This window comes from Mycolicibacterium fallax (assembly GCF_010726955.1).
GTDB classification, from domain to species: domain Bacteria; phylum Actinomycetota; class Actinomycetes; order Mycobacteriales; family Mycobacteriaceae; genus Mycobacterium; species Mycobacterium fallax.
Genome location: NZ_AP022603.1, coordinates 1,636,181 through 1,657,929 on the forward strand (window position 1 = coordinate 1,636,181; position 21,749 = coordinate 1,657,929).

At 69.8% G+C, this 21,749-nt stretch carries 18 protein-coding genes, 2 tRNA genes and 1 pseudogene; 8 read left to right on the forward strand and 13 right to left on the reverse strand.

Going from position 1 to position 21,749, the window contains the following annotated elements; all coding sequences use genetic code 11:
* Nucleotide 1 precedes the first annotated feature (1 nt).
* The 6 genes from pdhA to G6N10_RS07730 form a co-directional block, all read right to left on the reverse strand.
* A complete protein-coding gene (pdhA, locus tag G6N10_RS07705; protein ID WP_085097122.1) occupies nucleotides 2-1,108 on the reverse strand; it encodes a pyruvate dehydrogenase (acetyl-transferring) E1 component subunit alpha in 1,107 nt (368 codons plus the stop codon).
* A 113-nt stretch (nucleotides 1,109-1,221) separates the two neighbouring features.
* Nucleotides 1,222-2,022 carry an HpcH/HpaI aldolase/citrate lyase family protein gene (locus tag G6N10_RS07710; RefSeq protein WP_085097119.1) on the reverse strand — a complete coding sequence of 267 codons (801 nt, stop codon included), beginning with the start codon at nucleotides 2,020-2,022 and terminating at the stop codon, nucleotides 1,222-1,224.
* Nucleotides 2,019-2,513 (reverse strand): MaoC family dehydratase, encoded by a 495-nt coding sequence (locus tag G6N10_RS07715; protein WP_085097115.1) that lies wholly within the window; start codon nucleotides 2,511-2,513, stop codon nucleotides 2,019-2,021. The genes G6N10_RS07710 and G6N10_RS07715 overlap by 4 nt, the downstream gene beginning before the upstream one ends.
* Nucleotides 2,514-2,519: 6 nt before the next feature.
* The gene (locus tag G6N10_RS07720; protein ID WP_085097112.1) at nucleotides 2,520-3,680 is read right to left on the reverse strand and encodes an acyl-CoA dehydrogenase family protein; all 1,161 of its coding nucleotides are present in this window, start codon (nucleotides 3,678-3,680) and stop codon (nucleotides 2,520-2,522) included.
* Nucleotides 3,673-5,697, reverse strand: a complete 2,025-nt coding sequence (locus tag G6N10_RS07725) for an acetyl/propionyl/methylcrotonyl-CoA carboxylase subunit alpha (RefSeq protein WP_085097109.1) — start codon at nucleotides 5,695-5,697, stop codon at nucleotides 3,673-3,675. Before G6N10_RS07725 ends, G6N10_RS07720 begins: the two co-directional genes overlap by 8 nt.
* 8 nt (nucleotides 5,698-5,705) lie before the next feature.
* Complete coding sequence (locus G6N10_RS07730; RefSeq protein ID WP_085097106.1) at nucleotides 5,706-7,262, reverse strand: carboxyl transferase domain-containing protein; 1,557 nt, start codon at nucleotides 7,260-7,262, stop codon at nucleotides 5,706-5,708.
* 156 nt (nucleotides 7,263-7,418) lie between these two features.
* Here G6N10_RS07730 and G6N10_RS07735 point away from each other — a divergent pair, with 156 nt between their 5' ends.
* A complete protein-coding gene (locus G6N10_RS07735) occupies nucleotides 7,419-8,204 on the forward strand; it encodes an MmpS family transport accessory protein (protein WP_085097103.1) in 786 nt (261 codons plus the stop codon).
* A 13-nt stretch (nucleotides 8,205-8,217) separates the two neighbouring features.
* Here the strand turns inward: G6N10_RS07735 and G6N10_RS07740 are convergent, their stop codons facing one another.
* Nucleotides 8,218-9,549 carry an MFS transporter gene (locus G6N10_RS07740; protein ID WP_085097100.1) on the reverse strand — a complete coding sequence of 444 codons (1,332 nt, stop codon included), beginning with the start codon at nucleotides 9,547-9,549 and terminating at the stop codon, nucleotides 8,218-8,220.
* Nucleotides 9,550-9,580: 31 nt separating this feature from the next.
* Between G6N10_RS07740 and cmrA the strand changes: the two genes are divergently transcribed.
* A complete protein-coding gene (cmrA, locus tag G6N10_RS07745; protein ID WP_085097097.1) occupies nucleotides 9,581-10,387 on the forward strand; it encodes a mycolate reductase in 807 nt (268 codons plus the stop codon).
* Nucleotides 10,388-10,396: 9 nt separating this feature from the next.
* Here cmrA and G6N10_RS07750 read toward each other — a convergent pair whose 3' ends face one another.
* Complete coding sequence (locus G6N10_RS07750) at nucleotides 10,397-10,729, reverse strand: YnfA family protein (RefSeq protein WP_085097094.1); 333 nt, start codon at nucleotides 10,727-10,729, stop codon at nucleotides 10,397-10,399.
* 151 nt (nucleotides 10,730-10,880) lie between these two features.
* Here G6N10_RS07750 and G6N10_RS07755 point away from each other — a divergent pair, with 151 nt between their 5' ends.
* Together G6N10_RS07755 and G6N10_RS07760 are read left to right on the forward strand one after the other, a co-directional pair.
* Nucleotides 10,881-11,849, forward strand: a complete 969-nt coding sequence (locus G6N10_RS07755) for an acyl-ACP desaturase (RefSeq protein WP_085097091.1) — start codon at nucleotides 10,881-10,883, stop codon at nucleotides 11,847-11,849.
* A gap of 141 nt (nucleotides 11,850-11,990) precedes the next feature.
* A complete protein-coding gene (locus G6N10_RS07760; protein WP_133055150.1) occupies nucleotides 11,991-12,701 on the forward strand; it encodes a PDDEXK family nuclease in 711 nt (236 codons plus the stop codon).
* A gap of 15 nt (nucleotides 12,702-12,716) precedes the next feature.
* Here G6N10_RS07760 and G6N10_RS07765 read toward each other — a convergent pair whose 3' ends face one another.
* Nucleotides 12,717-13,739 (reverse strand): DNA topoisomerase subunit B, encoded by a 1,023-nt coding sequence (locus G6N10_RS07765; protein WP_133055149.1) that lies wholly within the window; start codon nucleotides 13,737-13,739, stop codon nucleotides 12,717-12,719.
* Nucleotides 13,740-13,797: 58 nt separating this feature from the next.
* The gene (locus tag G6N10_RS07770) at nucleotides 13,798-15,345 is read right to left on the reverse strand and encodes a helicase HerA-like domain-containing protein (RefSeq protein WP_163742659.1); all 1,548 of its coding nucleotides are present in this window, start codon (nucleotides 15,343-15,345) and stop codon (nucleotides 13,798-13,800) included.
* A gap of 176 nt (nucleotides 15,346-15,521) precedes the next feature.
* On the opposite strand from G6N10_RS07770, the gene orn reads away from it, so the two are divergent.
* On the forward strand, nucleotides 15,522-16,160 hold the full coding sequence (gene orn / locus G6N10_RS07775; protein ID WP_085097082.1) for an oligoribonuclease: 639 nt from the start codon (nucleotides 15,522-15,524) through the stop codon (nucleotides 16,158-16,160).
* A gap of 63 nt (nucleotides 16,161-16,223) precedes the next feature.
* Nucleotides 16,224-16,296, forward strand: a tRNA-His gene (locus G6N10_RS07780).
* A 71-nt stretch (nucleotides 16,297-16,367) separates the two neighbouring features.
* Here the strand turns inward: G6N10_RS07780 and G6N10_RS07785 are convergent.
* Entirely contained in the window at nucleotides 16,368-16,859 is a 492-nt protein-coding gene (locus tag G6N10_RS07785; RefSeq protein WP_085097215.1) for a TspO/MBR family protein, read from the reverse strand.
* A gap of 142 nt (nucleotides 16,860-17,001) precedes the next feature.
* Here G6N10_RS07785 and G6N10_RS07790 point away from each other — a divergent pair, with 142 nt between their 5' ends.
* Nucleotides 17,002-18,642 (forward strand): (2,3-dihydroxybenzoyl)adenylate synthase, encoded by a 1,641-nt coding sequence (locus G6N10_RS07790; RefSeq protein WP_085097079.1) that lies wholly within the window; start codon nucleotides 17,002-17,004, stop codon nucleotides 18,640-18,642.
* Nucleotides 18,643-18,697: 55 nt separating this feature from the next.
* Here G6N10_RS07790 and G6N10_RS07795 read toward each other — a convergent pair.
* Both G6N10_RS07795 and G6N10_RS07800 read right to left on the reverse strand, forming a co-directional pair.
* Nucleotides 18,698-20,035: pseudogene (locus G6N10_RS07795) on the reverse strand (salicylate synthase); the annotation flags it as partial.
* Between the two features lie 265 nt (nucleotides 20,036-20,300).
* Entirely contained in the window at nucleotides 20,301-21,500 is a 1,200-nt protein-coding gene (locus tag G6N10_RS07800; RefSeq protein ID WP_085097076.1) for a L,D-transpeptidase, read from the reverse strand.
* A gap of 158 nt (nucleotides 21,501-21,658) precedes the next feature.
* Between G6N10_RS07800 and G6N10_RS07805 the strand changes: the two genes are divergently transcribed.
* Nucleotides 21,659-21,734, forward strand: a tRNA-Lys gene (locus tag G6N10_RS07805).
* The last annotated feature ends 15 nt before the right edge of the window (nucleotides 21,735-21,749 follow it).

Genomic DNA, 21,749 nt, shown 5'->3' on the forward strand with positions numbered 1-21,749 from the left:
CTCAGGTCTCCCTGACCAGTTCGGCGCGCAATTGCTCACGCTGGGCGGCCAGGTCCGGGGTGATGTCGTGGTAGACCGCGTCGAACAGCTCGGTGGGGTCGGGGTCGACGGCCCCGACGACCGCGGCCCGCAGCTCGTCGCACAGCCGCTGCGCGTGCTGCTCGCTGCGCTGCCGCAGCCGGTCGGTCCAGAGCCCGATGTGCTGTAGGTATTTTCGGAAGCGGTCCAGCGGATCGAGGGCCTGCCAGTGCCGAAGCTCGGCGTCGTCGCGGTAGCGGGTCGGGTCGTCGGAGGTGGTGTGCGGGCCCATCCGGTAGGTCAGCGCCTCGACCAGCGCCGGTCCCCCGCCGGCCCGGGCGCGGGCGGCGACCGCCGCCGTCACGGCGTAGCAGGCCAGCACGTCGTTGCCGTCGACCCGGATGCCGGGCATTCCGTAGCCGGCCGCCCGGCTCGCGATCGACGGCCCGCCGACCTGGCGGTGCACCGGAACCGAGATGGCCCACTGGTTGTTCTGCACATAGAACACGCACGGCGCGGCGAACACCGCGGCGAAGTTCAGCGCCTCGTGCACGTCGCCCTCGCTGGTCGCGCCGTCGCCGAGGAACGCCACCGTGACGCCGTCCTCGCCGAGGTGCCGGGCCGCCATCGCCGCGCCGACGGCGTGCAGCTGCTGGGTGCCGATCGGGATCGAGATCGGGGCGCAGTTGAACGCGGTGAATCCCAGCCCGCCGTGCCAGGACCCGCGCCACAGCGCACTCATCTGCGCGACGGTGATCCCGCGGACCAGCAGCACCCCCAGCTCGCGGTACTGCGGAAACAGCCAGTCGGTGCTCGGCAGGCAGGCCGCCGCGCCGACCTGGGCGGCCTCCTGGCCGCGGCAGGACGCATAAAGCGCCAGCTCGCCCTGCCGCTGCAGGTTGGTGAACTCGGTGTCCAGCGCCCGGGTGACCGCCATCATCTGGTAGAGCCGGTCCAGGGTTTCCCGGGGCAGATCCCGGCCGACCCGGTCCTCCTCGGTGGGGGTGCCGTCGGGCCGGATCAGTTGTAGCGGCGGGGATTCGGCTGCCGCCGGCGCGTCGAACAGCGCGGAGTGAACGGAACTCGCCATGGCGCCTCCTGCAGCCGCTGCCCGCATGTTCGGCGGGCAGTCAACGTTCGGTGCTGACCAGCGCGGGTTCACAGAGCGGCCCCGCTTGTGGCGGCACCGGCGGGCGTCCCGGGTCAGGGCGCGAGCGTGAGGATTCGCTCTGCTCGCCGTAGCACTGGCGCATCCACCATTATGCCCTCGAAACCGAACGCACCGCGTTGCGACGCGGCCGCATCGAGCACGCGTCGCGCCCACTGCAGCTGTTCGGCGGACGGCCGGTAGCCGTCCCGGATCACCGTCACCTGGGTCGGATGCAGCGCCACCTTGATGTCGAACCCGACCGCGACGGCGTCGTCGACCTCGCGGCGCAGCCCGTCGAGATCCTTGATGTCGATGTACACCGAATCCAGCGCCAGCTTGCCGAAGGCCTTGGCGGCCAGCAGCGACTGGGCGCGGACATGCTCGGCCACCTGCCGGTAGCTGCCGTCGGCGAACCGGTTGGCGGTCCCCCCGAGCAGCCCGAACAGGTCCTCGGCGCCCCAGAACACCCCGAGGGTGTTGGGCACGGCCGCGCACTCGGTCACCCGCAGCGCACCCAACGGCGTCTCCACGATGAACACCACCGCAAGCGGCGCCAGCGCGGCAACCTGCTCGGCCGCCTCGCATTTCGGCAGCATCACCGTGGTGTAGTCGGTGCGGCCCAACGCCTCCAGGTCGAGCCGCTGATCCTCGGTGCCGTGCGGGTTGATCCGCACCACGGTGCGCTCCGGGTCCAGCGCGGAGTTGACGACCGCCTCGCGGGCGGCGGGCTTGTCGCCGGCCCCGTCCTCCAGGTCGAGGATCACCACATCCCCGGCGGCGGCGGCCTTGGCGAACCGTTCGGGACGATCGGCGGGGCAGAAGATCCAGGCCGGGCCCGCGGTGTCCAGGCTCACCGGTTCTCCTCGCCACTCGGCCGCTTGCGCATCATGGCCTTTCGGGTCGCCGTCGCCACCACGTCGCCGTGCTGATTGCGTCCGGTGTGCACGAACGTGACGATGCCCTCGCCGGGACGGCTTTGGGATTCCCGCTTCTCGGTCACCACCGTTTCGGCATAGAGCGTGTCACCGTGGGACATCGGCTTGGGGAACGCGATGTCGGAGAAGCCGAGATTGCCGACGGTGGTGCCCTGGGTCAGCTGCGCCACCGACAGGCCCACCAGGGTGGACAGGGTGAACATCGAGTTGACCAGCCGGGCATTGAACGGCGGCTGGGCATCGGACCAGGCCGCATCCAGATGCAGCGCCTGGGTGTTCATCGTCAGCGTGGTGAACAGCACGTTGTCGGCCTCGGTGATGGTCCGGCCGGGCGCATGCACATATCGGACGTCGGGTTCGAGTTCCTCGTACCACAGGCCGCGTTGCCGAACCACCCTCTGCTCGCTCACGGTTTTTCAGACTCCCATCTGTCGCGCAATGATCATCAATTGCACTTCGGTTGTGCCCTCGCCGATTTCGAGGATCTTGCTGTCACGGTAGTGCCGGGCGACCGGGTACTCGTTCATGAAGCCGTAGCCGCCGTGGATCTGGGTGGCATCGCGGGCGTTGTCCATCGCCGCCTCGCTGGCCACCAGCTTGGCGACCGCGGCCTCGGTCTTGAACGGCTTGCCGGCCAGCATCAGCGCGGCGGCGTCGTAGTAGGCGGTGCGGGCCGCGTGGGCGCGGGCCTGCATGCGGGCCAGCTTGAACTCGATGGCCTGGTACCGGCCGATCGGCTGGCCGAAGGCGCTGCGCTGCTTGGCGTATTTCACGCTCTCGTCCACGCAGCCCTGGGCCGCCCCGACCGACAGGGCGGCGATCGCGATGCGGCCCTCGTCGAGGATCCGCAGGAAGTTGGCGTAGCCGCGGCCACGCTCGCCGAGCAGGTTCTGCTCGGGAACCCGGACGTCGTCGAAGCTCAGCGGGTGGGTGTCCGAGGCGTTCCAGCCGACCTTGTTGTAGGCCGGCTCGGGGGTGAATCCGGGGGTGGGCACCGGGACCAGAATGGCGCTGATCTCGGGCCGCTCCGGGGTGCCGCCGGTGACCGCGGTGACCGTCACGAGCTCGGTGATGTCGGTGCCGGAGTTGGTGATGAACTGCTTGGAACCATTGATCAGCCACTGCCCGTCGTCCAACCGCGCGGTGGTCTTGGTGGCGCCGGCGTCGCTGCCCCCGCCCGCCTCGGTCAGGCCGAACGCCCCCAGGGCCCGGCCGCTGGTCAGCCGCGGCAGCCAGTGCTGCTTCTGTTCCTCGGTGCCGAACCGGTAGACCGGCATCGCGCCGAGGGACACCCCGGCCTCCAGGGTGATGGCCACGCTCTGGTCGATCTTGCCGAGTTCCTCCAGCGCCAGGCACAGCGCGAAGTAGTCCCCGCCCATCCCGCCGTACTCCTCGGGGAACGGCAGGCCGAACAGGCCCATCTCGGCCATCCCGGCGACCACCTCGTAGGGGAAGGTGTGCTCGGCGTCGTGCTTGGCGGCCACCGGGGCGACCACCGACCGGGCGAAGTCGCCGACGGCGCCGACCAGTTGCGCGTAGTCCTCGGGCAGGTTTCCGGTCGACAGGTAGTCAGGCATCGGGCTGGCTCTCTTCTGCTGGGTGGGCGGTGATACGGGCCAGCGGCTGGCCGACCCTGACCTGCTCGCCGGCGGCGACGAGCAGCTCGACCACACCGTCGACCGGTGCGCTCAGTGCGTGTTCCATCTTCATCGCCTCCACGGCGACCACGACGGTGCCCGCGGTGACGGCCTGTCCGTCGGACACGTTCACCGCGACGACGGTGCCCGGCATCGGGCTGCACAGTTCGGCGTCCCCGGCGTGTTGGTCGTCGGCGCGCACCGGGGCCTCGCGGACCTCCTCCAGCAGGGCGACGCCGCGCTCGCCGGCCAGCCACACCTGCCCGGGCACCGCCGCGCACCGGTAGCGGCGCCGTCGGCCGCCCCAGCTGACGGTCAGCAGGTCCGCGGTCTGGTCGGCGGTCAGCGGCGCGGGCTGCCCGCCCTCGACGGCGGCGGTGGCCTCGCCCGGGGTGCCGGTGATCGCGACGTGCACGCTGCGCTCGCCGCCGCGCAGCCGGACCACCGTCGGCGCCGGCGTGCCGATCCGCCAGCCACTGGGCTGCGACCACGGGTCGTCGCCGGCGGCGCGCCACCGCTGCAGCCACAATTGCGTTGCGGCGGCGACATATTCGGCGTCGTCGACGACGGGCCTGCGGTAGTCGCCGACCCGGCGGTCCAGCAGCCCGGTGTCCAGCCGGCCGGCCCGCACGTCGTCGTCGGCCAGCAGGAAGCGCAGGAAGTCGATGTTGGTGATGACACCGAGCAGCTGGGTGCGCGCCAGCGCGCTGTCCAGGGCGGCCAGCGCCTGCGCGCGGTCGGCGCCGTGCGCGATGACCTTGGCCAGCATCGGGTCGTAGTCACTGCCGATGACGGTGCCGGCCGCCAGCCCGGAGTCCACCCGCACCGTCGCCGTCGGGTCGGCGCCGGTGCGGGGCGCCCCCGGCGCCGGCTCGCCGAGCGCCAGGACCGGGCCGCCGGTGGGCAGGAAGCCGTTGGCGGGGTCCTCGGCGTACACCCGGGCCTCGATGGCGTGCCCGGTCGTTGTCACGTCGTCCTGGGCGATGCTCAGCGCGGCGCCGGCGGCGATGCGCAACTGCCAGGCCACCAGGTCCAGGCCGGTGACCAGCTCGGTGACCGGATGCTCGACCTGCAGCCGGGTGTTCATCTCCATGAAGAAGAACTCGTCCGGGGTGTCGGCGGAGACGATGAACTCCACCGTGCCCGCGCCGACGTAGTCCACGCTGCGCGCGGTGTCGCAGGCCGCGGCGCCGATCCGGGCGCGGGTCGGTGCGTCCAGCAGCGGCGAAGGCGCCTCCTCGACGACCTTCTGGTGCCGGCGCTGCAGGCTGCACTCCCGCTCACCGAGATGGATGACGTTGCCGTGCGTGTCGGCGAGCACCTGCACCTCAATGTGCCTGGGCCGCAGCACAAACCGCTCCAGGAACAGGGTGTCGTCGCCGAATGCCGCACCGGCCTCGCGGCGGGCCCCGGCCAGCGCGGCGGGCAGCTCGGCGGGATCCTCGACCAGCCGCATGCCCTTGCCGCCGCCGCCGGCCGACGGCTTGACCAGCACCGGGTAGCCGATCTCGGCGGCCGCCTCGATCAGCTCCGGATCGGAGAGACCGGGCCGGGCGATGCCGGGCACCACCGGCACCCCGAACGCCGAGACCGTTGCCTTGGCGGCGATCTTGTCGCCCATCGTGGCGATCGCCGACACCGGTGGTCCGATGAACACGATCCCGGCCTCGGCCAGGGCCGCGGCGAATTCCGCGTTCTCGGAAAGGAATCCGTAGCCCGGGTGCACCGCCTGCGCGCCGGTGGCCACCGCGGCGGCGACCACCGCGTCGATGTTCAGATAGGACTCCCGCGCCGGGGCCGGACCGATCCGCACCGCATCGTCGGCCTCGGTGACGTGCCGGGCGGCGGCGTCGGCGTCGCTGTAGACCGCGACCGACCGGATGCCGAGCTCGCGCAGGGTACGGATGACGCGCACCGCGATCTCTCCGCGGTTGGCGACCAACACGGTCTGAAACATTGCGCCCCTCACATCCGGAAAACGCCGTAGCCGACCGGCTCCAGCGGTGCGTTCCCCGCCACCGAGAGCGCCAGCCCCAACACGGTGCGGGTGTCGGCGGGGTCGATCACCCCGTCGTCCCACAGTCGCGCCGTCGAATAGTAGGGGTTGCCCTGCTGCTCGTACTGCTCACGGATCGGCGCCTTGAACGCCTCCTGCTCCTCGGCGGTCATCTCGCCGCGGACGGTCGCCAGCACGGAGGCGGCCTGCTCGCCGCCCATCACCGAGATCCGGGCGTTGGGCCACATCCACAGGAATCGCGGCGAATACGCCCGGCCGCACATCGAGTAGTTGCCGGCCCCGAAGGAGCCGCCGATCACCACGGTGAACTTCGGCACCCGGGCGCAGGCCACCGCAGTGACCATCTTGGCGCCGTGTTTGGCGATGCCGCCGGCCTCGTAGTCCCGTCCCACCATGAATCCGGCGATGTTCTGCAGGAACACCAGCGGCACCGACCGTTTGTCGCACAGTTCGATGAAGTGCGCTCCCTTGAGCGCGGATTCGCCGAACAGCACGCCGTTGTTGGCGATGATCCCGACCGGATGCCCGTGGATGTGCGCGAAGCCGGTGACCAGGGTGGTGCCGTAGCCGGCCTTGAACTCGTCGAACTGCCCGCCGTCGACCAGTCGCAGCACCACCTCGTGCACGTCGTACGGGGTGCGCGGGTCGACCGGCACGACGTCGTAGAGCTCGCGCTGGTCGCAGATCGCCGGCACGCTCGGACGCACCGGCCAGGGCCGCGGCGCGACCGGCCCGAAGGTCCCGACGATCCGGCGCACGATCTGCAGGGCGTCGCGGTCGTCGGCGGCCAGGTGGTCGGCGACCCCGGAGACCCGGGTGTGCAGGTCCCCGCCGCCGAGTTCCTCGGCGGTCACCACCTCGCCGGTGGCGGCCTTCACCAGCGGCGGTCCGCCCAGAAAGATGGTGCCCTGGTTCGCGACGATGACGGCCTCGTCGCTCATCGCCGGGACGTACGCGCCGCCGGCGGTGCAGGACCCGAGCACCGCGGCGACCTGGGGAATGCCGGCGGCACTCATGGTGGCCTGGTTGTAGAAGATCCGGCCGAAGTGTTCGCGGTCCGGGAACACCTCATCCTGGCGGGGTAGGAACGCGCCGCCGGAGTCCACCAGGTAGACACACGGCAACCGGTTCTGCGCCGCGATCTCCTGGGCGCGCAGATGCTTCTTCACCGTGACCGGGTAGTAGGTGCCGCCCTTGACGGTGGCGTCGTTGGCCACCACCATGCATTCGCGTCCGGCGATCCGGCCGATCCCGGCGATCATCCCGGCGCCCGGACACTCGCCGTCGTACATTCCGTCGGCGGCCAGCGGCGCGATCTCCAGCAGCGGACTGCCCGGATCCAGCACGGCGTCCACCCGGTCGCGTGGCAGCAGCTTGCCGCGGTCGATGTGGCGTTGCCGGGCCCGCTCGGAGCCGCCGCGCGCGGCGGCGGCCAGCTTCTCGGCCAACTGCGCCACCAGGGCCAGGTGATCGGCCCGGTTCGAGGTCGTTGCCGGGGATTGCATGGGACCGCCCGTCGCTCGGCTGATGACAACGACCTCATGGTATTGCGCACGGCCGCCCGGCTTTCCGCGACCCGTCCCGCACCGGTGCGCCGCGGCGGAACGCCCAACCCGGGTGCACCGTTTTCAAACGCAGGTAGCCTGCAACCGGGAGGTGGAATGAGCGATCCACGTCGGCCGGAGGCACCCGACGCACGTCGGTCCGGCTCGTCACAGCCGGACACGTCGGCGGTCCAGGGTTACTACCCGCCGCCGGATCCGGCCTACGCCGGGCAGTACCAATACCCGGCATACCTCCCGTCGGGCAATGAGACCCGGCCGCTGCCGACCTACTGGACCCAAACCCAGCAGCCGATCCCGGCGGACACTCCGCAGGAGCCGCCGCCGGCGCCACGGCGGTCGCGGCGCTGGCTGTGGATCGGCGCGGCGACGGCGGTGGTACTGGTCGCCGGGCTGGTGATCGCGCTGGTGATCGCCAACGATTCGACCACCCGCGATGCGCTGACGGCCCCGATGCCGACCCCTCCGGACGCCACCAGCCTGCCGCGCGCGACGACGCCGCCGCTGCCCACGGTGCCGCGCACCACGACCCGGGCGCCGATCCCCATCCCCATTCCGCTGCCCATCCCCACCACCACCGCGCCGTCGCCGCCGGGCAGCACGCCCAGCAATCCCGGTGCCACCAACACCGTGGTGTATTCGGTCAGCGGCGAGGGCCGGGCGATCAGCATCACCTACATCGACGCCGGCGGCATCCTGCAGATCGAGTTCAACGTCCCGCTGCCGTGGAGCCGACAGGTCAGCCTGTCGCCGTCGGCCACCGAGACGGCGAGCCTGTCGGTGCTCAACGCCGGGCGCGAGGTGACCTGCTCGCTGACGGTCAACGGGAAGACCGTGCGTCAGCGCTCCGGCGCCGGCCTGACCATCTGCTCGTCGCGGCGCTGAGGTTCGACGCCGGTCACGCCGCGGCGCGGCGGTGTTCGGGAGCGCGCACGGTGACCAGCACCGCCAGGCCGGCGACCAGCACCACGATCAGGCCGCCCATCCCGGCGCGGACGGTGTCGAACACGTCGACGAACACCGAGAACAGCCAGGGCCCCAGGAAGGCCACCGCCCGCCCGGTCATGGTGTAGAGCCCGAACGCGACACCCTCGCGGCCCGCGCCGGACATCCGGATCAGCATGGTGCGCGACGCCGCCTGGACCGGTCCGATGAACAGGCACAGCGCCAAGCCCAGCACCCAGAACGCCGTCGGCCCCGAGGCCACCAGCAACACCAGGCCAAGGACGATCATGCAGCTCAGCGCGGTGACGATGACCGGCTTCGCACCGATCCGGTCATCGATCAAGCCACCGGCGGCCGCTCCGAGGGCGGCGACCACGCAGGCCGCCACCCCGAAGATCAGCACGTCGGCGGCCGAGACGCCGTACACGTTCACCCCGAGCACCGCGCCGAACACGAACACCCCGACCATGCCGTCCCGGTACAGCGCGCTGGCCAGCAGGAATCGCACCAGGTTGCGGTCGCGGCGCCGCTCGGCGGCCAGGTCGGTCCACACCTGCCGGTAGGCCCGGGCCACGCCGACCGGCGTTCCGCGGTCCGGATCGGGGGCACCGATCCGATGCGCCCGCAGCAGCAGTGGCAGCGCGAACAGCGCGAACCAGCCCGCGGTCACCAGCATCGCCATCCGCACGTTGGTGCCCTCGGCGGCGGGCAACCCCAGCAGCCCGCGGGTGTCTCCGCCCCCGGCGACGAACCCGACATAGATCACCAGCAGCAGCACCACGCTGCCGGAATAGGCGGCGGCCCAACCGAATCCGGATATTCGACCGGCGGTACGCGGGGTGGCGACCTGGGTCAGCATGGCGTTGTACGGGATGCTGGCCAGGTCGCTGCAGCCGGTCGCGACGGCCAGCAGCGCCAGGCCGGCGAACAGGTAGGAGCAGTCCGGGCGGATCAGGGCCATCGCGGCGGTCAACGTCACCGCCGCCGCGGTGAACAGCGTCAGCACCCGGCGCCGACGCCGGGGGTGCTGCACCCACACCCCGACCGCGGGCGCCAGCGCGGCGACGGTCAGCCCGGCCACCGTCAGCGCCCGGCCCAGCCAGGAAGCCGGGCTGGTGTCGCCGGTGCACCCGGCGCCGACGGCATTGGTCAGGTACACCGCGAACACAAAGGTCCCGACGATCGCGCTCATCCCGTTGCAGCCGGCGTCCCAGAGCGCCCAGACGACCACGTCGGTGCGTCGCGTCGCAGGCAGCGCCGGTTGCTGGCGCCCCGGCGGTGTCATGTCCGGAACCCTAAGCCCTACCATTGGCCCCATGCCCGTACCAGCGCCCAGCCCCGATGCCCGTGCCGTCGTCACCGGAGCCTCCCAGGGCATCGGCGAGGCACTGGCCACCGAACTCGCCGCGCGCGGTCACAACCTGATCATCACCGCCCGCCGCGGCGAGGTACTGACCGATCTGGCGGCCCGGCTGACCGAGCGCTACGGCGTCACCGTCGAGGTCCGCGCCGTCGACCTGGCCGACCCGGCCGCCCGCGCGCAGCTGTGTCAGGAGCTGGCCGAGCGCAACATCTCCATCCTGTGCAACAACGCCGGGACCGCGACATTCGGGCCGATCGCCGGCCTGGACCCGGCCGGCGAGCAGGCCCAGGTGCAGCTCAACGCCGTCGCCGTGCACGACCTGACCCTCGCGGTGCTGCCGGGCATGATCTCCCGGCAGGCCGGCGGCATCCTGACCTCCGGTTCGGCGGCCGGCAACTCCCCCATCCCCAACAACGCCAGCTACGCCGCGTCCAAGGCGTTCGCCAACACCTTCAGCGAGTCGCTGCGCGGCGAACTGAAGAAGGACGGGGTCCACGTCACGTTGCTGGCCCCCGGCCCGGTGCGCACCGAACTGCCGGAGGCCGCCGAGCAGTCCCTGGTGGAGCGCCTGATCCCGGACTTTTTGTGGATCAACACCGAATACACCGCCCGCAAGTCACTCGACGCGCTGGAGCACAACCGGATGCGCGTGGTGCCGGGCCTGACCTCCAAGGCAATGTCGGTCGGTGCGGGCTACACCCCGCGGGCCATCGTCACGCCGATCGTCGGGGCCATCTACAAGAAGCTCGGCGGGCAGTAACTCCGCCGTTCAGGGGCGTGGGGCGTACATGATGACGCCGACGCCGAGCAGGCAGATCAGCGCCCCACCGACATCCCAGCGATCCGGGCGGAAGCCGTCGGCGACCATGCCCCAGAGCAGGGATCCGGCGACAAACACCCCGCCGTAGGCGGCCAGGATCCGGCCGAAGTTGGCATCCGGTTGCAAGGTGGCGACAAAGCCGTAGGCGCCCAGGGTGAGCACCCCGAGACCGATCCACACCCAGCCCCGATGCTCGCGCACCCCCTGCCAGACCAACCAGGCGCCACCGATCTCGAACAGCGCGGCCACGGCGAACAACAGGATGGACTTCGCGACGGACATGCGCCAACGGTAGGCCGTCCACGGACGGTCACCGACCACCGTGGGACCCCGGTGACCAAGGTCACCGAATTGCGGCAGACCGTTCTCGCCGGCAAGGGATCGGTCGTCTCCGCGATACCATGGGACGGCCGTCTACCTTAGGGAATGTGAAATGTCGAGACGATTGACCGATCCGGAGATTCTCAGCGAGCTTGAGCCGATCGCCGAGAACCACCTCAACCGGCATTTGTCGGCGACCACCGACTGGCATCCGCACGACTACGTTCCGTGGGATCGCGGCAGCAACTTCGCCGCCACCGGCGGCAAGGACTGGTCCGAGGAGCAGTCCGAGCTCAGCGACGTCGCCAAGGCCGCGATGATCACCAACCTGCTGACCGAGGACAACCTGCCGTCGTACCACCGGCAGGCCGCCGAGTACTTCTCCCAGGACCGCGCCTGGGGCACCTGGGTGAACCGCTGGACCGCCGAGGAGAACCGGCACGGCATCGCCATCCGCGACTACCTGGTGGTGGCCCGCGGCGTCGACCCCATCGCGCTGGAGCAGGCCCGGATGGAACACGTCACCAACGGCTTCGCGCCCACCGACAAGGAGGAAGAGGCCTACAAGACCGACTTCCTGCTGTCGGTCGCGTACGTGACGTTCCAGGAACTCGCCACCCGGGTCAGCCACCGCAACACCGGCAAGGTCTGCGACGATCCGGTCGCCGATCGGCTGCTGCAGCGGGTCGCCGCCGACGAGAACCTGCACATGATCTTCTACCGCGACACCTGCGGGGCGGCCCTGGACCTGGTCCCCGACCAGGCAATCGACGCGATCGCGTCCTGCGTGGAGAACTTCCGGATGCCGGGTCAGGGCATGCCGAACTTCCGCCGCAACGGCGTGCTGATGGCCAAGCACGGCATCTACGACCCGCGCCAGCACCTGGAGGAGGTTGTGCGGCCGAACCTGCGCAAGTGGCAGCTGTTCGAGCGCACCGACTTCAGCCCGGTCGGGGAGGCGCGGCGGGACAAGTTCGCCCTCTTCCTGGAGGACCTGGAGCGACAGGCCACCAAGTTCGAGGAGCAGCGCGACCGGCTGCTGGCCCGCGAGGCCCGCAAGCTGGAGGCCGCGGCCGTCTGATCCGCAACCACCCGAGAAACGCCGCCCGTACGGGCGGCGTTTTTCGTTTCCGGCACCTCAGCGCTTCGGTGAAACCGCTCCGGGGAAATCCCGGTTCCTGCATGATCGTCTCTGGACAGAATTGTGCGGGGAGGGGGATTCATGGCAGCTCGCCTGACGCGGGAACAACGGATGGAACGGTTGGTGACGAAATGCCGCGAGCGTATTTCGGCGCTAGATTTCAATCCCAGCTCACTATCCCAAACCCCAGACAGCAAATTGGGACGGTTAGCGCAAGAGGCCGGCTACGAACGGGTTTCGACGCAGTTCTGTCAACTCCTCGACGCGCAGCTAGGCGCAGCGAACATCGGTACATACCCGGCGCTCACTGATCCGACGATCACTCGTGACACCAGGATTCACCTCTACGACCTCGATCACGCCGTGCCGCACCAGGAAGCCCGGGTTCTGTTTACCTCCGAAAAACAACTTTCGGAGTTCATGCAGCGGAATTTCGCGGCACTTTCGTACGTGAAAGAGCACCGCCTAAAATTTCGCAAACCCGAAGCTCGGATCGAAGGCTATCGATGTCGAGTAGACCTCCTCGCGGAGGACAGAAAGAACCATCTACTCGTGGGCTTCGAACTCAAACACGATGCACCAGGACGGGACCTCGTTTCCCAGGCCGGGGATTACATGGATGCGCTGCGCGCCTTGGCAGAAAAAGAGGGTTTGCGGGGCGCTCGTTTGGTGATCGTCACCGGACAGCCGGACCCCAACAGGCAGGCGCAGATCCAGGAATTAGCGAAGACACGCGGCGTGCAGACCACCTGGTTGCTCTATCGCCTCTCGATGAAGCTGACCGAGGCCTAAGAGACTTCTCCCCGGCTATGCGCGGCAGCTGACCCTCCGTACCCGCGAGAGCTCATACCGGGATTCAATGGCCCTTTCGATGACCTCGTCCACCACCTCGGTGTTCTCCAACATCCAATTGCTGAAGTGTCCGGCGAACCTGTTGGAGACTTCCGGGGCGATCTCGACTTCCCATCTCCACCGATCCAGCGCAAATCTCGGATCGGCCGTTCGAATCGAGATGACCAAGACGAGGCCTTCAGTCACATTGCCGTGTGTCAGCGGGTTGCCCGAGGTCAATCCTCGCCGAAAGATGTACTGGTTCAACCCGTCGATGATCTTACGAACAAAACGATCCTCGTATGCGGTCTCCCATGACATCCGCACGCCATCGATGAAAACACGGAAGTCGAGGCTGTATCGGCCGTTCCACTGCGCCGCGACCTCGGTCGTCGTGCCGCCGGCGACATCCCGGAAATGCAGCACACCACCATGCATCGGATTCCATATTCGATTGATGTACCAAATGTAGTCGAGGATGCCACGCGGATAGTGCAGCGTCAGTATCCGTTTGCTACCCAACTCCCCATCGCTACCCTGATCCCAGTCTTCGCTCACCGTGATCGTCAGCCCCGGATTGAGGAACGCCAGATCCCTGAGGGTCCCCAAGGCCGTTTCAAACAACTTACGGCCCCCCGTCATCAAGGCCGTCAGGCGCAGCGCCTCGTCCGCGGAGAGGATCAGATCTGGACCGTCAGACCGGTCCGAATGCAGCTCGAGAGTGCCATCCGGATCGAGTGTGGCGTCGATTCGGCTGCCGCCGGCGTGCGCAACCCCCTCCACGGCGCGGACCAAGCGCTCGTTCAGTTCCTCAAGGGCAGCTTCCTCGGCGTCCTCGGGGCTGATTTCCGGGTCGAGCTCAGCCACGGTCAGGGGCCAATCGGCGATGGACTCCTCCGGGTACTTCACCACGCAGTGGTGCGGCCCGCCCAGCCACGGAAACAGCGCGACCTCACAACATTTCCCGCAGACGGGCCAACTCAACCCAAAGGTTTTCACACCCCAATTTTACCGGCGAGGTACGACAAAACAGCTGGCCAAAGGCGTGCGGGAACCGTCAGCGGCGGCGCCCGGTGCCGAAAATGCTGCGGGTGATCTCCCGGCCGATGACGGTGCCCGCCGAACGCATGGCGCTCTTGAACGCCGGGTTGTTCATCATCTTGTCCAGCATGCTCGGCTCCTCCGGCGCGGGCTTGCCCGCCGGGGCCGGCATCGGCGGCGGGGTGCCTGCGTCCGGCACCGGTGCCGCTGCCGGGGGCGGCGGCGCCAGCCGGGCCGCCAGCCTCTCGTAGGCCGACTCCCGGTCGATGCTCTGGCCGTAGGTGGCCTGCAGCGGGCTGGCCGCCGCGGCCGCGGCGATCGCCTCCGGCCCGATGGTGTCCATCAGCGACCGGGGTGCACGCATCCGGGTCCATGCCACCGGCGTGGGCGCACCGCGCTCGGAGAGCACCGTCACGACGGCCTCCCCGATGCCGAGCGAGGTCAACGCGCTCTCCAGGTCGTAGACGCCGGTCTTCGGGTAGGTGCGCACCGTCTTCGACAGTGCCTTCTGGTCGTCGGGGGTGAACGCGCGCAGCGCATGCTGCACCCGCGCGCCGAGCTGGGACAGCACATTGTTGGGCACGTCGGTGGGCAGCTGGGTGCAGAAGAACACCCCGACGCCCTTGGAGCGGATCAGCTTCACCGTCTGCTCGACCTGCTCCAGGAAGGCCTTGGAGGCGTCGTTGAACAGCAGGTGCGCCTCGTCGAAGAAGAACACCAGCTTGGGCTTGTCGACGTCGCCGATCTCCGGCAGACCGGTGAACAGGTCGGCCAGCACCCACATCAGGAAGGTGGAGAACAGCACCGGGCGGGTGGCCTGGTCGCCGAGCTCCAGCAGCGTGATCACGCCGCGGCCCTGCGGGTCCAGCCGCATCAGGTCCTTGGGTTCGAGCTCGGGCTCGCCGAAGAAGGTGTCCCCGCCGTCGGCCTCCAGGTTGATCAGCGCCCGCAGGATCACCCCGGCCGTCGTGGAGGACACCGCGCCGAGCGCCTTGAGCTCGGCCTTGCCCTCGGCGCTGGTCAGGAACTGGATGACCGCGCGCAGATCCTTGAGGTCCAGCAGCGGCAGGCCCTGCTGATCGGCCCAGTGGAAGATCAGTCCCAGCGTCGACTCCTGGGTCTGGTTGAGGCCCAGCACCTTCGACAGCAGGATCGGGCCGAAACTGGTGATGCTGGCGCGAACCGGCACGCCGGTGCCCTGGGTGCCCAGCGACAGGAACTCCACCGGGTAGGCGGTCGGGGTCCACTCATCGGCGGTGTCGGTGGCCCGCTGGGCGGTGCGCTCCCCGGCTTCGCCCGGCCGCGACAGGCCCGACAGGTCGCCCTTGACGTCGGCCATCACCACCGGGACGCCGGCCGCCGAGAGCTGCTCGGCCAGCACCTGCAGCGACTTGGTCTTGCCGGTGCCGGTGGCCCCGGCGATCAGGCCGTGCCGGTTAACCGTGGCCAACGGGATGCGCACCCGGGCGTTGGGCGTCACCTCCCCGTCGACGACGACGGAACCGAGGACCAGTGCCGCCCCATCGACGGCGTAGCCGCCGGCAATGTGCTGCGCGGGGGTCATCGCCGAAGATGGCGCGCTCTGTTCGGTGCTCACGTGCCCGTCCTTTCAGGTGGTCCGGCCAGGCCCGAGACTACTTGGCGGCCGCGACCGCGGGCGGTCCGGCACTGCGCCGGGCCCCCGCCCCCGGGAGCCTGCTCCGGCAAAAGGGCGCCCTCGTCGTCTAACGTGGTCATCTTGTGAGCCCTACGCGTGACGAATTGGTGTGGATCGACTGCGAGATGACCGGGCTGGACATCGGCTCGGACAAGCTGATCGAGATCGCGGCCCTGGTCACCGACGCCGACCTCAACATCCTCGGCGACGGCATCGACGTGGTGATCCACGCCGAGGACGCGGCGCTGGACTCGATGATCGACGTCGTCACCCAGATGCACACCCGATCCGGCCTGATCAACGAGGTCAGGGCCTCCACCGTCGACCTGGCCAGCGCCGAGGCCGCCGTGCTGGACTACATCAAGTCCTACGTCAAGACGGCCAAGGTGGCGCCGCTGTGCGGCAACTCGATCGGCACCGACCGCGGCTTCATCGCCCGTGACATGCCGCTGCTGGACAACTACCTGCACTACCGGATGATCGACGTGAGCTCGATCAAGGAGTTGTGCCGGCGCTGGTACCCGCGGATCTACTTCGGCCAGCCGGAGAAGGGTCTGGCGCACCGGGCCCTCGCCGACATCCACGAGTCGATCCGCGAACTCAAGTACTACCGCCAGACCGCGTTCGTCGCCCCGCCCGGACCGACTACCAGCGAAATCGCCACGGTGGCCGGGGAGCTGGGCCCGCCGCCGGCGGCCGCGCCGGATACCGATTCGGCCTAGCGGGGTTTTCCGGCTAGTATCGTCTGCGCTGCGTGTGTCGGTCCGCCGACGAGGGCAGCGATGGTGGCTGTAGTTCAGTTGGTAGAGCACCAGGTTGTGATCCTGGCTGTCGCGGGTTCGAGTCCCGTCAGCCACCCGAGGTAGAAACACCGCCTCACCTGCAAATATGCGGGTGAGGCGGTGTTTTTCGTGGCCGTAGGTCACATCTCAGTGCTGCCCGCCCCGGTTGAGCCGGGCGATGTCCGCCGACATCACCGTCGCGAACGAAGTCCACGCCGGGTACGGCGCCAGTGCGGCACCGAGTTTGGGGTCGGCCGAGGCGGCGCGGCGGGCCAGGTCGGCGCTGCTGAGGGCCAGTACCCCGGCCAGCGCCGCAGCGGCCGGCAGCCGGTGCCATTTGAAGAACACCCAGCTCCAGGCGCCGTTGAGGACGTAGTTGGCGGCCAGGGCGCGCACGTAAGCGTCGGCCTCGGCGTCGCGGCCGTCGGCGCGCAACCGGTCGATGGCCTGCGCCGACGTCCCGGCGATCGTCGCGTACAGCACGTTCCAGGCAATCGGGAAGACCACGTTCGGTGGCACGTACCGCGGCTTTCGCAGCGTGGGGTACCAGGTGCCGATGCTGCTACGGGTGGCCAGGCCGCCGAGAGCGCCCGCAGCCGCGGCCCCCAGTCCGGTCGCGAGCAAGGTGCCGATACGCATGGCTTTGAACATACCCGCGCACGCCGGGATCGAAAGGCCACACTCTGATCATCGGCCGCGACCAGCCACCGCGCCCGCCGCCACCGTCCACTAGGTTAGGCTTGCCTATCCATATTCCCCGGTGAGCGCCCCAGGAGCCGCGATGACCTCCCCCAGGAAGACCGAAAATGCCAGCGGGACATCCGGGTTTGTGCCGTTCCCGGCCGAGCGGGCGCAGCGTTACCGGGCCGCCGGCCATTGGACCACCGGCACCGTCGACGCACTGCTGCGCGACGCCGTCGCCCGCCGGCCCGACGCCACCGCGGTCATCGACGCGCACGGCGCGCTGAGCTACGCCGAGCTCGCCGCCGCCGCCGACCGCGCCGCGCAGGGTTTCACCGCGCTCGGCATCGGCCCCGGCGACCGGGTGCTGCTGCAGCTGCCCAACCGCAACACCTTCGCCGTCGCACTGTTCGGGCTGCTGCGGGCCCGGGCACTGCCGATCATGTGCCTGCCGGGTCACCGGATCGCCGAGCTGTCGCACTTCACCGAGGTGGCCGGGGCCAGCGCCCTGGTGATCGCCGACACCGCCGGCGGCTTCGACTACCGCGCCATGGCCGGCGAGCTGACCGAACGACACCCGGGCCTGCGCCACGTCGTCGTCGACGGCGAGGCCGGCCCGTTCACCCCGTGGGCGACCGTGGCGGCCGGGTCGCCCAGCCCCGCCGGGCTGGCGCCGGCCGATCCGCACGGCCCGGCGCTGCTGCTGGTCTCCGGCGGCACCACCGCCGCCCCCAAGCTGATCCCCCGCACCCACGCCGACTACCTCTACAACGCCACCGCCTCGGCCGCGCTGTGCGGGCTGACCGGCGATGACGTGCTGATGGTGGCGTTGCCGGCCGGCCACAACTTTCCGCTGGCCTGCCCCGGACTGCTGGGCGCGATCGCCGTCGGGGCAACCACGGTGTTCACCGCCGATCCCAGCCCGGAATCGGCGTTCCCCGCCATCGCCCGCCACCAGGTGACCGTCACGGCGCTGGTTCCGGTGCTGGCCCGGCTGTGGGCCCAGGCCACCGACTGGGAGCCGGTGCTGCCGGACAGCCTGCGGCTGCTGCAGGTCGGCGGCGCCAAGCTCGGCAGCGCGGACGCCGCGCAGATCCGGGAGAAGCTCAACGTCACCGTGCAGCAGGTGTTCGGGATGGCCGAGGGGCTGTTGTGCTACACCCGCCCCGACGATCCGGCCGAGGTGGTCGACCACACCCAGGGCCGGCCGCTGTGCGCCGACGACGAGGTACGCGTGGTCGACGAGGACGGCGCCGAGGTCGCCCCCGGCTGCGACGGCGAATTGCTCACCCGCGGCCCGTACACGATCAACGGCTACTACCGGGCGGCAGCGGCCAACCGGACCGCGTTCACCCCGGACGGGTTCTACCGCACCGGGGACCGGGTGCGTCGCCGCCCGGACGGCAATTTCGAGGTCACCGGGCGGGTCAAGGACGTGATCCTGCGCGGCGGCGAATCCATCTCGGCGCTCGATTTCGAGGCGCACCTGCACGCCCATCCGGCGGTCGACACCGCCGCCGCGGTCGGCCTGCCCGACCAGTACCTCGGCGAGCGGGTCTGCGCGGCAATCGTTTTCAAGGGCGCCCCGCTGTCGGTCAGCCAGATCAACGAGCATCTGCGCGAACGCGGGGCGGCCGCGCACCTGCGGATCGATCTGGTCGCCGCGGTCCCGGCGCTGCCGGTCACTCCGGTGGGCAAGATCGACAAGCGCGCACTGGTGGCCACGCTCACCGCCGGCTGACCGGCTCCGCGGGTTCGACGGCCGCAGCGCCCGGTGTCCCGGCGGCGCACACCGGCTCCCGGGGCACCAGGTAGCGGGCGATGCTGGCGAGCTTCTCGCAGGTCTCCTCGAACTCGCGCTCCGGGGTGGATTCGGCGATGACGCCCGCGCCGGCGCGCAGCCAGGTGCGGTCCCGGTCCTGGTAGACCGCCCGCAGCACCAGCGCGGCGTCCAGCCCGCCGTCGGGGGTCAGCATCGTCACCGCGCCGGAATACAGGCCGCGGGGGTGGCCGTCGAGCCGCAGGATGGCGTCCACCGCGGGCCCCTTGGGCACCCCGGAGGCGGTGATCGCGGGGAACAGTGCGGCCAGCGCATCCATCCGGGTCAACGACGGCCGCAGCCGGCCGGTGACCGTCGAGCCGAGGTGCTGCACGCTGCCGCGCTCCCGCACGGACATGAAGTCGGTCACCGCGACGCTGTCCGGCTCGCCCACCGCGCCGACCTCGGCCACCGCGGCGCGGACCGAAAGTGCGTGTTCGACAATCTCTTTCGGGTCGGATTCCAGATCGTCGCGGGCCGCCCGGTCGAGCACCGGGCCGCGACCGAAGGCCCTGGTGCCGGCCAGCGGCCGGGTACTGAAGGTGCCGTCGGATCCGACGACGGTGACCGGCTCCGGGCTGTAGCCCAGCGCCCGCAGCTCGCCCATCCGCAGCAGGAAGGAGCGCTGGGGGGTGTTGTGCCGCCGGCCCAGGCCGTAGCTCGACGGGAAGTCGACGGCGAACCCGACGTCGCGAGACCGCGACAGGATCACCTTCTGGTATCCCCCGGTGCAGATTTCCTCGGTCGCCCGGCGGACCCGGTCCCGAAAGTCGGTGGGATCGCTTCGGGTGTCCACCGCCGCGGGCACCCGCACCGCGGGGACGGCGCCGGCGAGCGCGTCGGCCACCGCGGCGCGGCGGTTCTGGTCGGCGACGGTGACCCCGGCGGTGGTGATGACCACCTCGGTGTCCGGGACGAACAGCCGAGCCAGCGGCGTTGCCGGTGCGAGCCGATGCTGCTGGCCGAAGCGATAGGTGCCGAATTCGAAGGCGATCCAGCCGAACACCCGATGGATGCCGCCGGCGACTGCGTCGACCGCCTCGGCCAGCACCGTTGCGGGGTCCCCGGACCAGGGTCGTCGCCGCCAGCGGCCATCGCGGTGTATCCGGCACTCGTCGGTGTCCAGTTCCACCGCGGCGATCGTCCCCAGCGCCAGGATCCATTCGCCGCCGCGCTCGTAGACCAGGTAGTCCTCGCCGTCGCGTTCGGCGATCTCGCGGGCCAGCACGCCGGCGGCATCTGCCGGCGACAGCCCAGCCGGCAGCGGGATCGGGGCCCGGGTGTCGGGTTCCGGTGCCCCGGCGGGTCGGCGCATCAGCACGAAGTCGCTCCCGTCCGGCCCGCGGCCTCCGATCGGCTCCGGACGAGCGACGCGAGGCCGCTCACGATGAATCCGAGGCAGTAATTATTTAGGCTAGCCTAGCCAATTACTGCCGGGTGCGGGGGTGCCGATCCCGGCGGGTGCAGACATGAGCGTGCCCCGGCCGCGTTGCTGGGGGAACGACGGCGACCGGGGCAGTACTCACGCTAGGCGGCGTTCCTGACGGTTCGCTGTGCGGAACCTGTCGGCACGCGCCGGATCAGCCGGCGTTGCCGGCCTTCCAGGTCTTCCAATCGATGTTCCAGTCCCCCAGTCCGTCGGTGCCCGGCAGGGTCGAACCGACGGTGTTGACCACGTCGACGATGTCGCCACGCTTGGTGTTCTGGTAAAACCACAGCGCGTTGTCGGTGCTGACGTTCAGGCAGCCGTGGCTGGCGTTGGAGTACCCCTGCGCTCCCACCGACCACGGCGCGGCGTGCACGTAGATCCCGCTGTAGGACATCTGGGTGGCATAGGACACCTCGGTCCGATACCCGTCGGCGGAGTTGGTCGGGACGCCGTAGGTCGACGAGTCCATCACCAGCTTGGAGTGCCGATCGCCGACGATGTAGGTGCCGTTGTCGGTCGGCGTGTTGTCCTTGCCCATCGAGATCGGCATGGTCTTGATGACCTCGCCGTTGCGGCGGACGGTCAGCGTCTTGGTGTTGTCGTCGGCGGTGGCGATGACGGCGTCACCGATGCTGAAGGTCGCCGCGGTGTCGTCCTGACCGACCATGCCGCCACCGAGGTCCACCCCGTAGGTGTCGACCTTCACGGTGACCGTGGTGCCGGGAGCCCAGTAGTGCTCCGGGCGCCACCGGACCTCCTGATTGCTCAACCAGTAGAAGGCCCCCTCGACCGGAGGTTCGGTGGTGACGGTGATGGCCTTCTCGGCCGCCTTGCGGTCCGGGATGCGCTCGTCGAAGCGGATCGCCACCGGCTGCCCGATGCCGACCGTGCTGCCGTCGCCGGGCACCAGGTACGGCATGGTCAGGTTGTCCGGCGAGTAGGTCCGGAACGCCAGCTCTCGGTCGCTGACGCCGGCGAGGCCCTCGGCCCGCGCGTTGATGGTGTAGCGCTCACCGAAGCCCAGCTGCGCGGTGCTCTCCCAGTTGCGGCCGTCGGCGCTGAGCGTGCCGTCGATCTCCTCGCCGTTCTGGCCCTCGACGGTGACCTCGTCGAGGACGCCGTCCTCGACCGACACGGTCAGCGGCCGGTTGACCCGGACCCCGGTGTCGCCGTCGGCCACCGATGCGGTGATCTTCGGGGTCAGCAGGTCGGTGTAGGGCAGGCCCTTGTCGGCCAGGGTCGTCGGGCCCGATTCACTCGCGCAGCCGGTGAGCCCGAAGACCACCGCGGGCACCACCGCCATCGCCGCGAGAACGGACCGGAACCGGCGCGGCCGGGTGACCTGCCACATGACGCTGCACACCTCACTGGATCGGATTAAAGAAACTCTGAGAAACAGTCTATGGGATCCCCGGGAGATGCGCCGAACTCGACAATCGGGCCACACGCAGGCACAACCACCCCGATTTCGTACTTCGCCGCGGTGCTGTTAGTCTTTTCCAGGTTCACGCGCCGTTAGCTCAGTTGGTAGAGCAGCTGACTCTTAATCAGCGGGTCCGGGGTTCGAAACCCTGACGGCGCACCACACCCGAAAACCCTG

Coding starts and splice junctions, on each gene's coding strand:
- pdhA (WP_085097122.1), bottom strand. CDS start 1,108: ATGGCGAGTTCCGTTCACTCCGCGCTGTTCGACGCGCCGGCGGCAGCC.
- G6N10_RS07720 (WP_085097112.1), bottom strand. CDS start 3,680: ATGCCTGACTACCTGTCGACCGGAAACCTGCCCGAGGACTACGCGCAA.
- G6N10_RS07725 (WP_085097109.1), bottom strand. CDS start 5,697: ATGTTTCAGACCGTGTTGGTCGCCAACCGCGGAGAGATCGCGGTGCGC.
- G6N10_RS07730 (WP_085097106.1), bottom strand. CDS start 7,262: ATGCAATCCCCGGCAACGACCTCGAACCGGGCCGATCACCTGGCCCTG.
- G6N10_RS07735 (WP_085097103.1), top strand. CDS start 7,419: ATGAGCGATCCACGTCGGCCGGAGGCACCCGACGCACGTCGGTCCGGC.
- G6N10_RS07740 (WP_085097100.1), bottom strand. CDS start 9,549: ATGACACCGCCGGGGCGCCAGCAACCGGCGCTGCCTGCGACGCGACGC.
- cmrA (WP_085097097.1), top strand. CDS start 9,581: ATGCCCGTACCAGCGCCCAGCCCCGATGCCCGTGCCGTCGTCACCGGA.
- G6N10_RS07750 (WP_085097094.1), bottom strand. CDS start 10,729: ATGTCCGTCGCGAAGTCCATCCTGTTGTTCGCCGTGGCCGCGCTGTTC.
- G6N10_RS07755 (WP_085097091.1), top strand. CDS start 10,881: ATGTCGAGACGATTGACCGATCCGGAGATTCTCAGCGAGCTTGAGCCG.
- G6N10_RS07760 (WP_133055150.1), top strand. CDS start 11,991: ATGGCAGCTCGCCTGACGCGGGAACAACGGATGGAACGGTTGGTGACG.
- G6N10_RS07770 (WP_163742659.1), bottom strand. CDS start 15,345: ATGACCCCCGCGCAGCACATTGCCGGCGGCTACGCCGTCGATGGGGCG.
- G6N10_RS07785 (WP_085097215.1), bottom strand. CDS start 16,859: ATGCGTATCGGCACCTTGCTCGCGACCGGACTGGGGGCCGCGGCTGCG.
- G6N10_RS07790 (WP_085097079.1), top strand. CDS start 17,002: ATGACCTCCCCCAGGAAGACCGAAAATGCCAGCGGGACATCCGGGTTT.
- G6N10_RS07800 (WP_085097076.1), bottom strand. CDS start 21,500: ATGTGGCAGGTCACCCGGCCGCGCCGGTTCCGGTCCGTTCTCGCGGCG.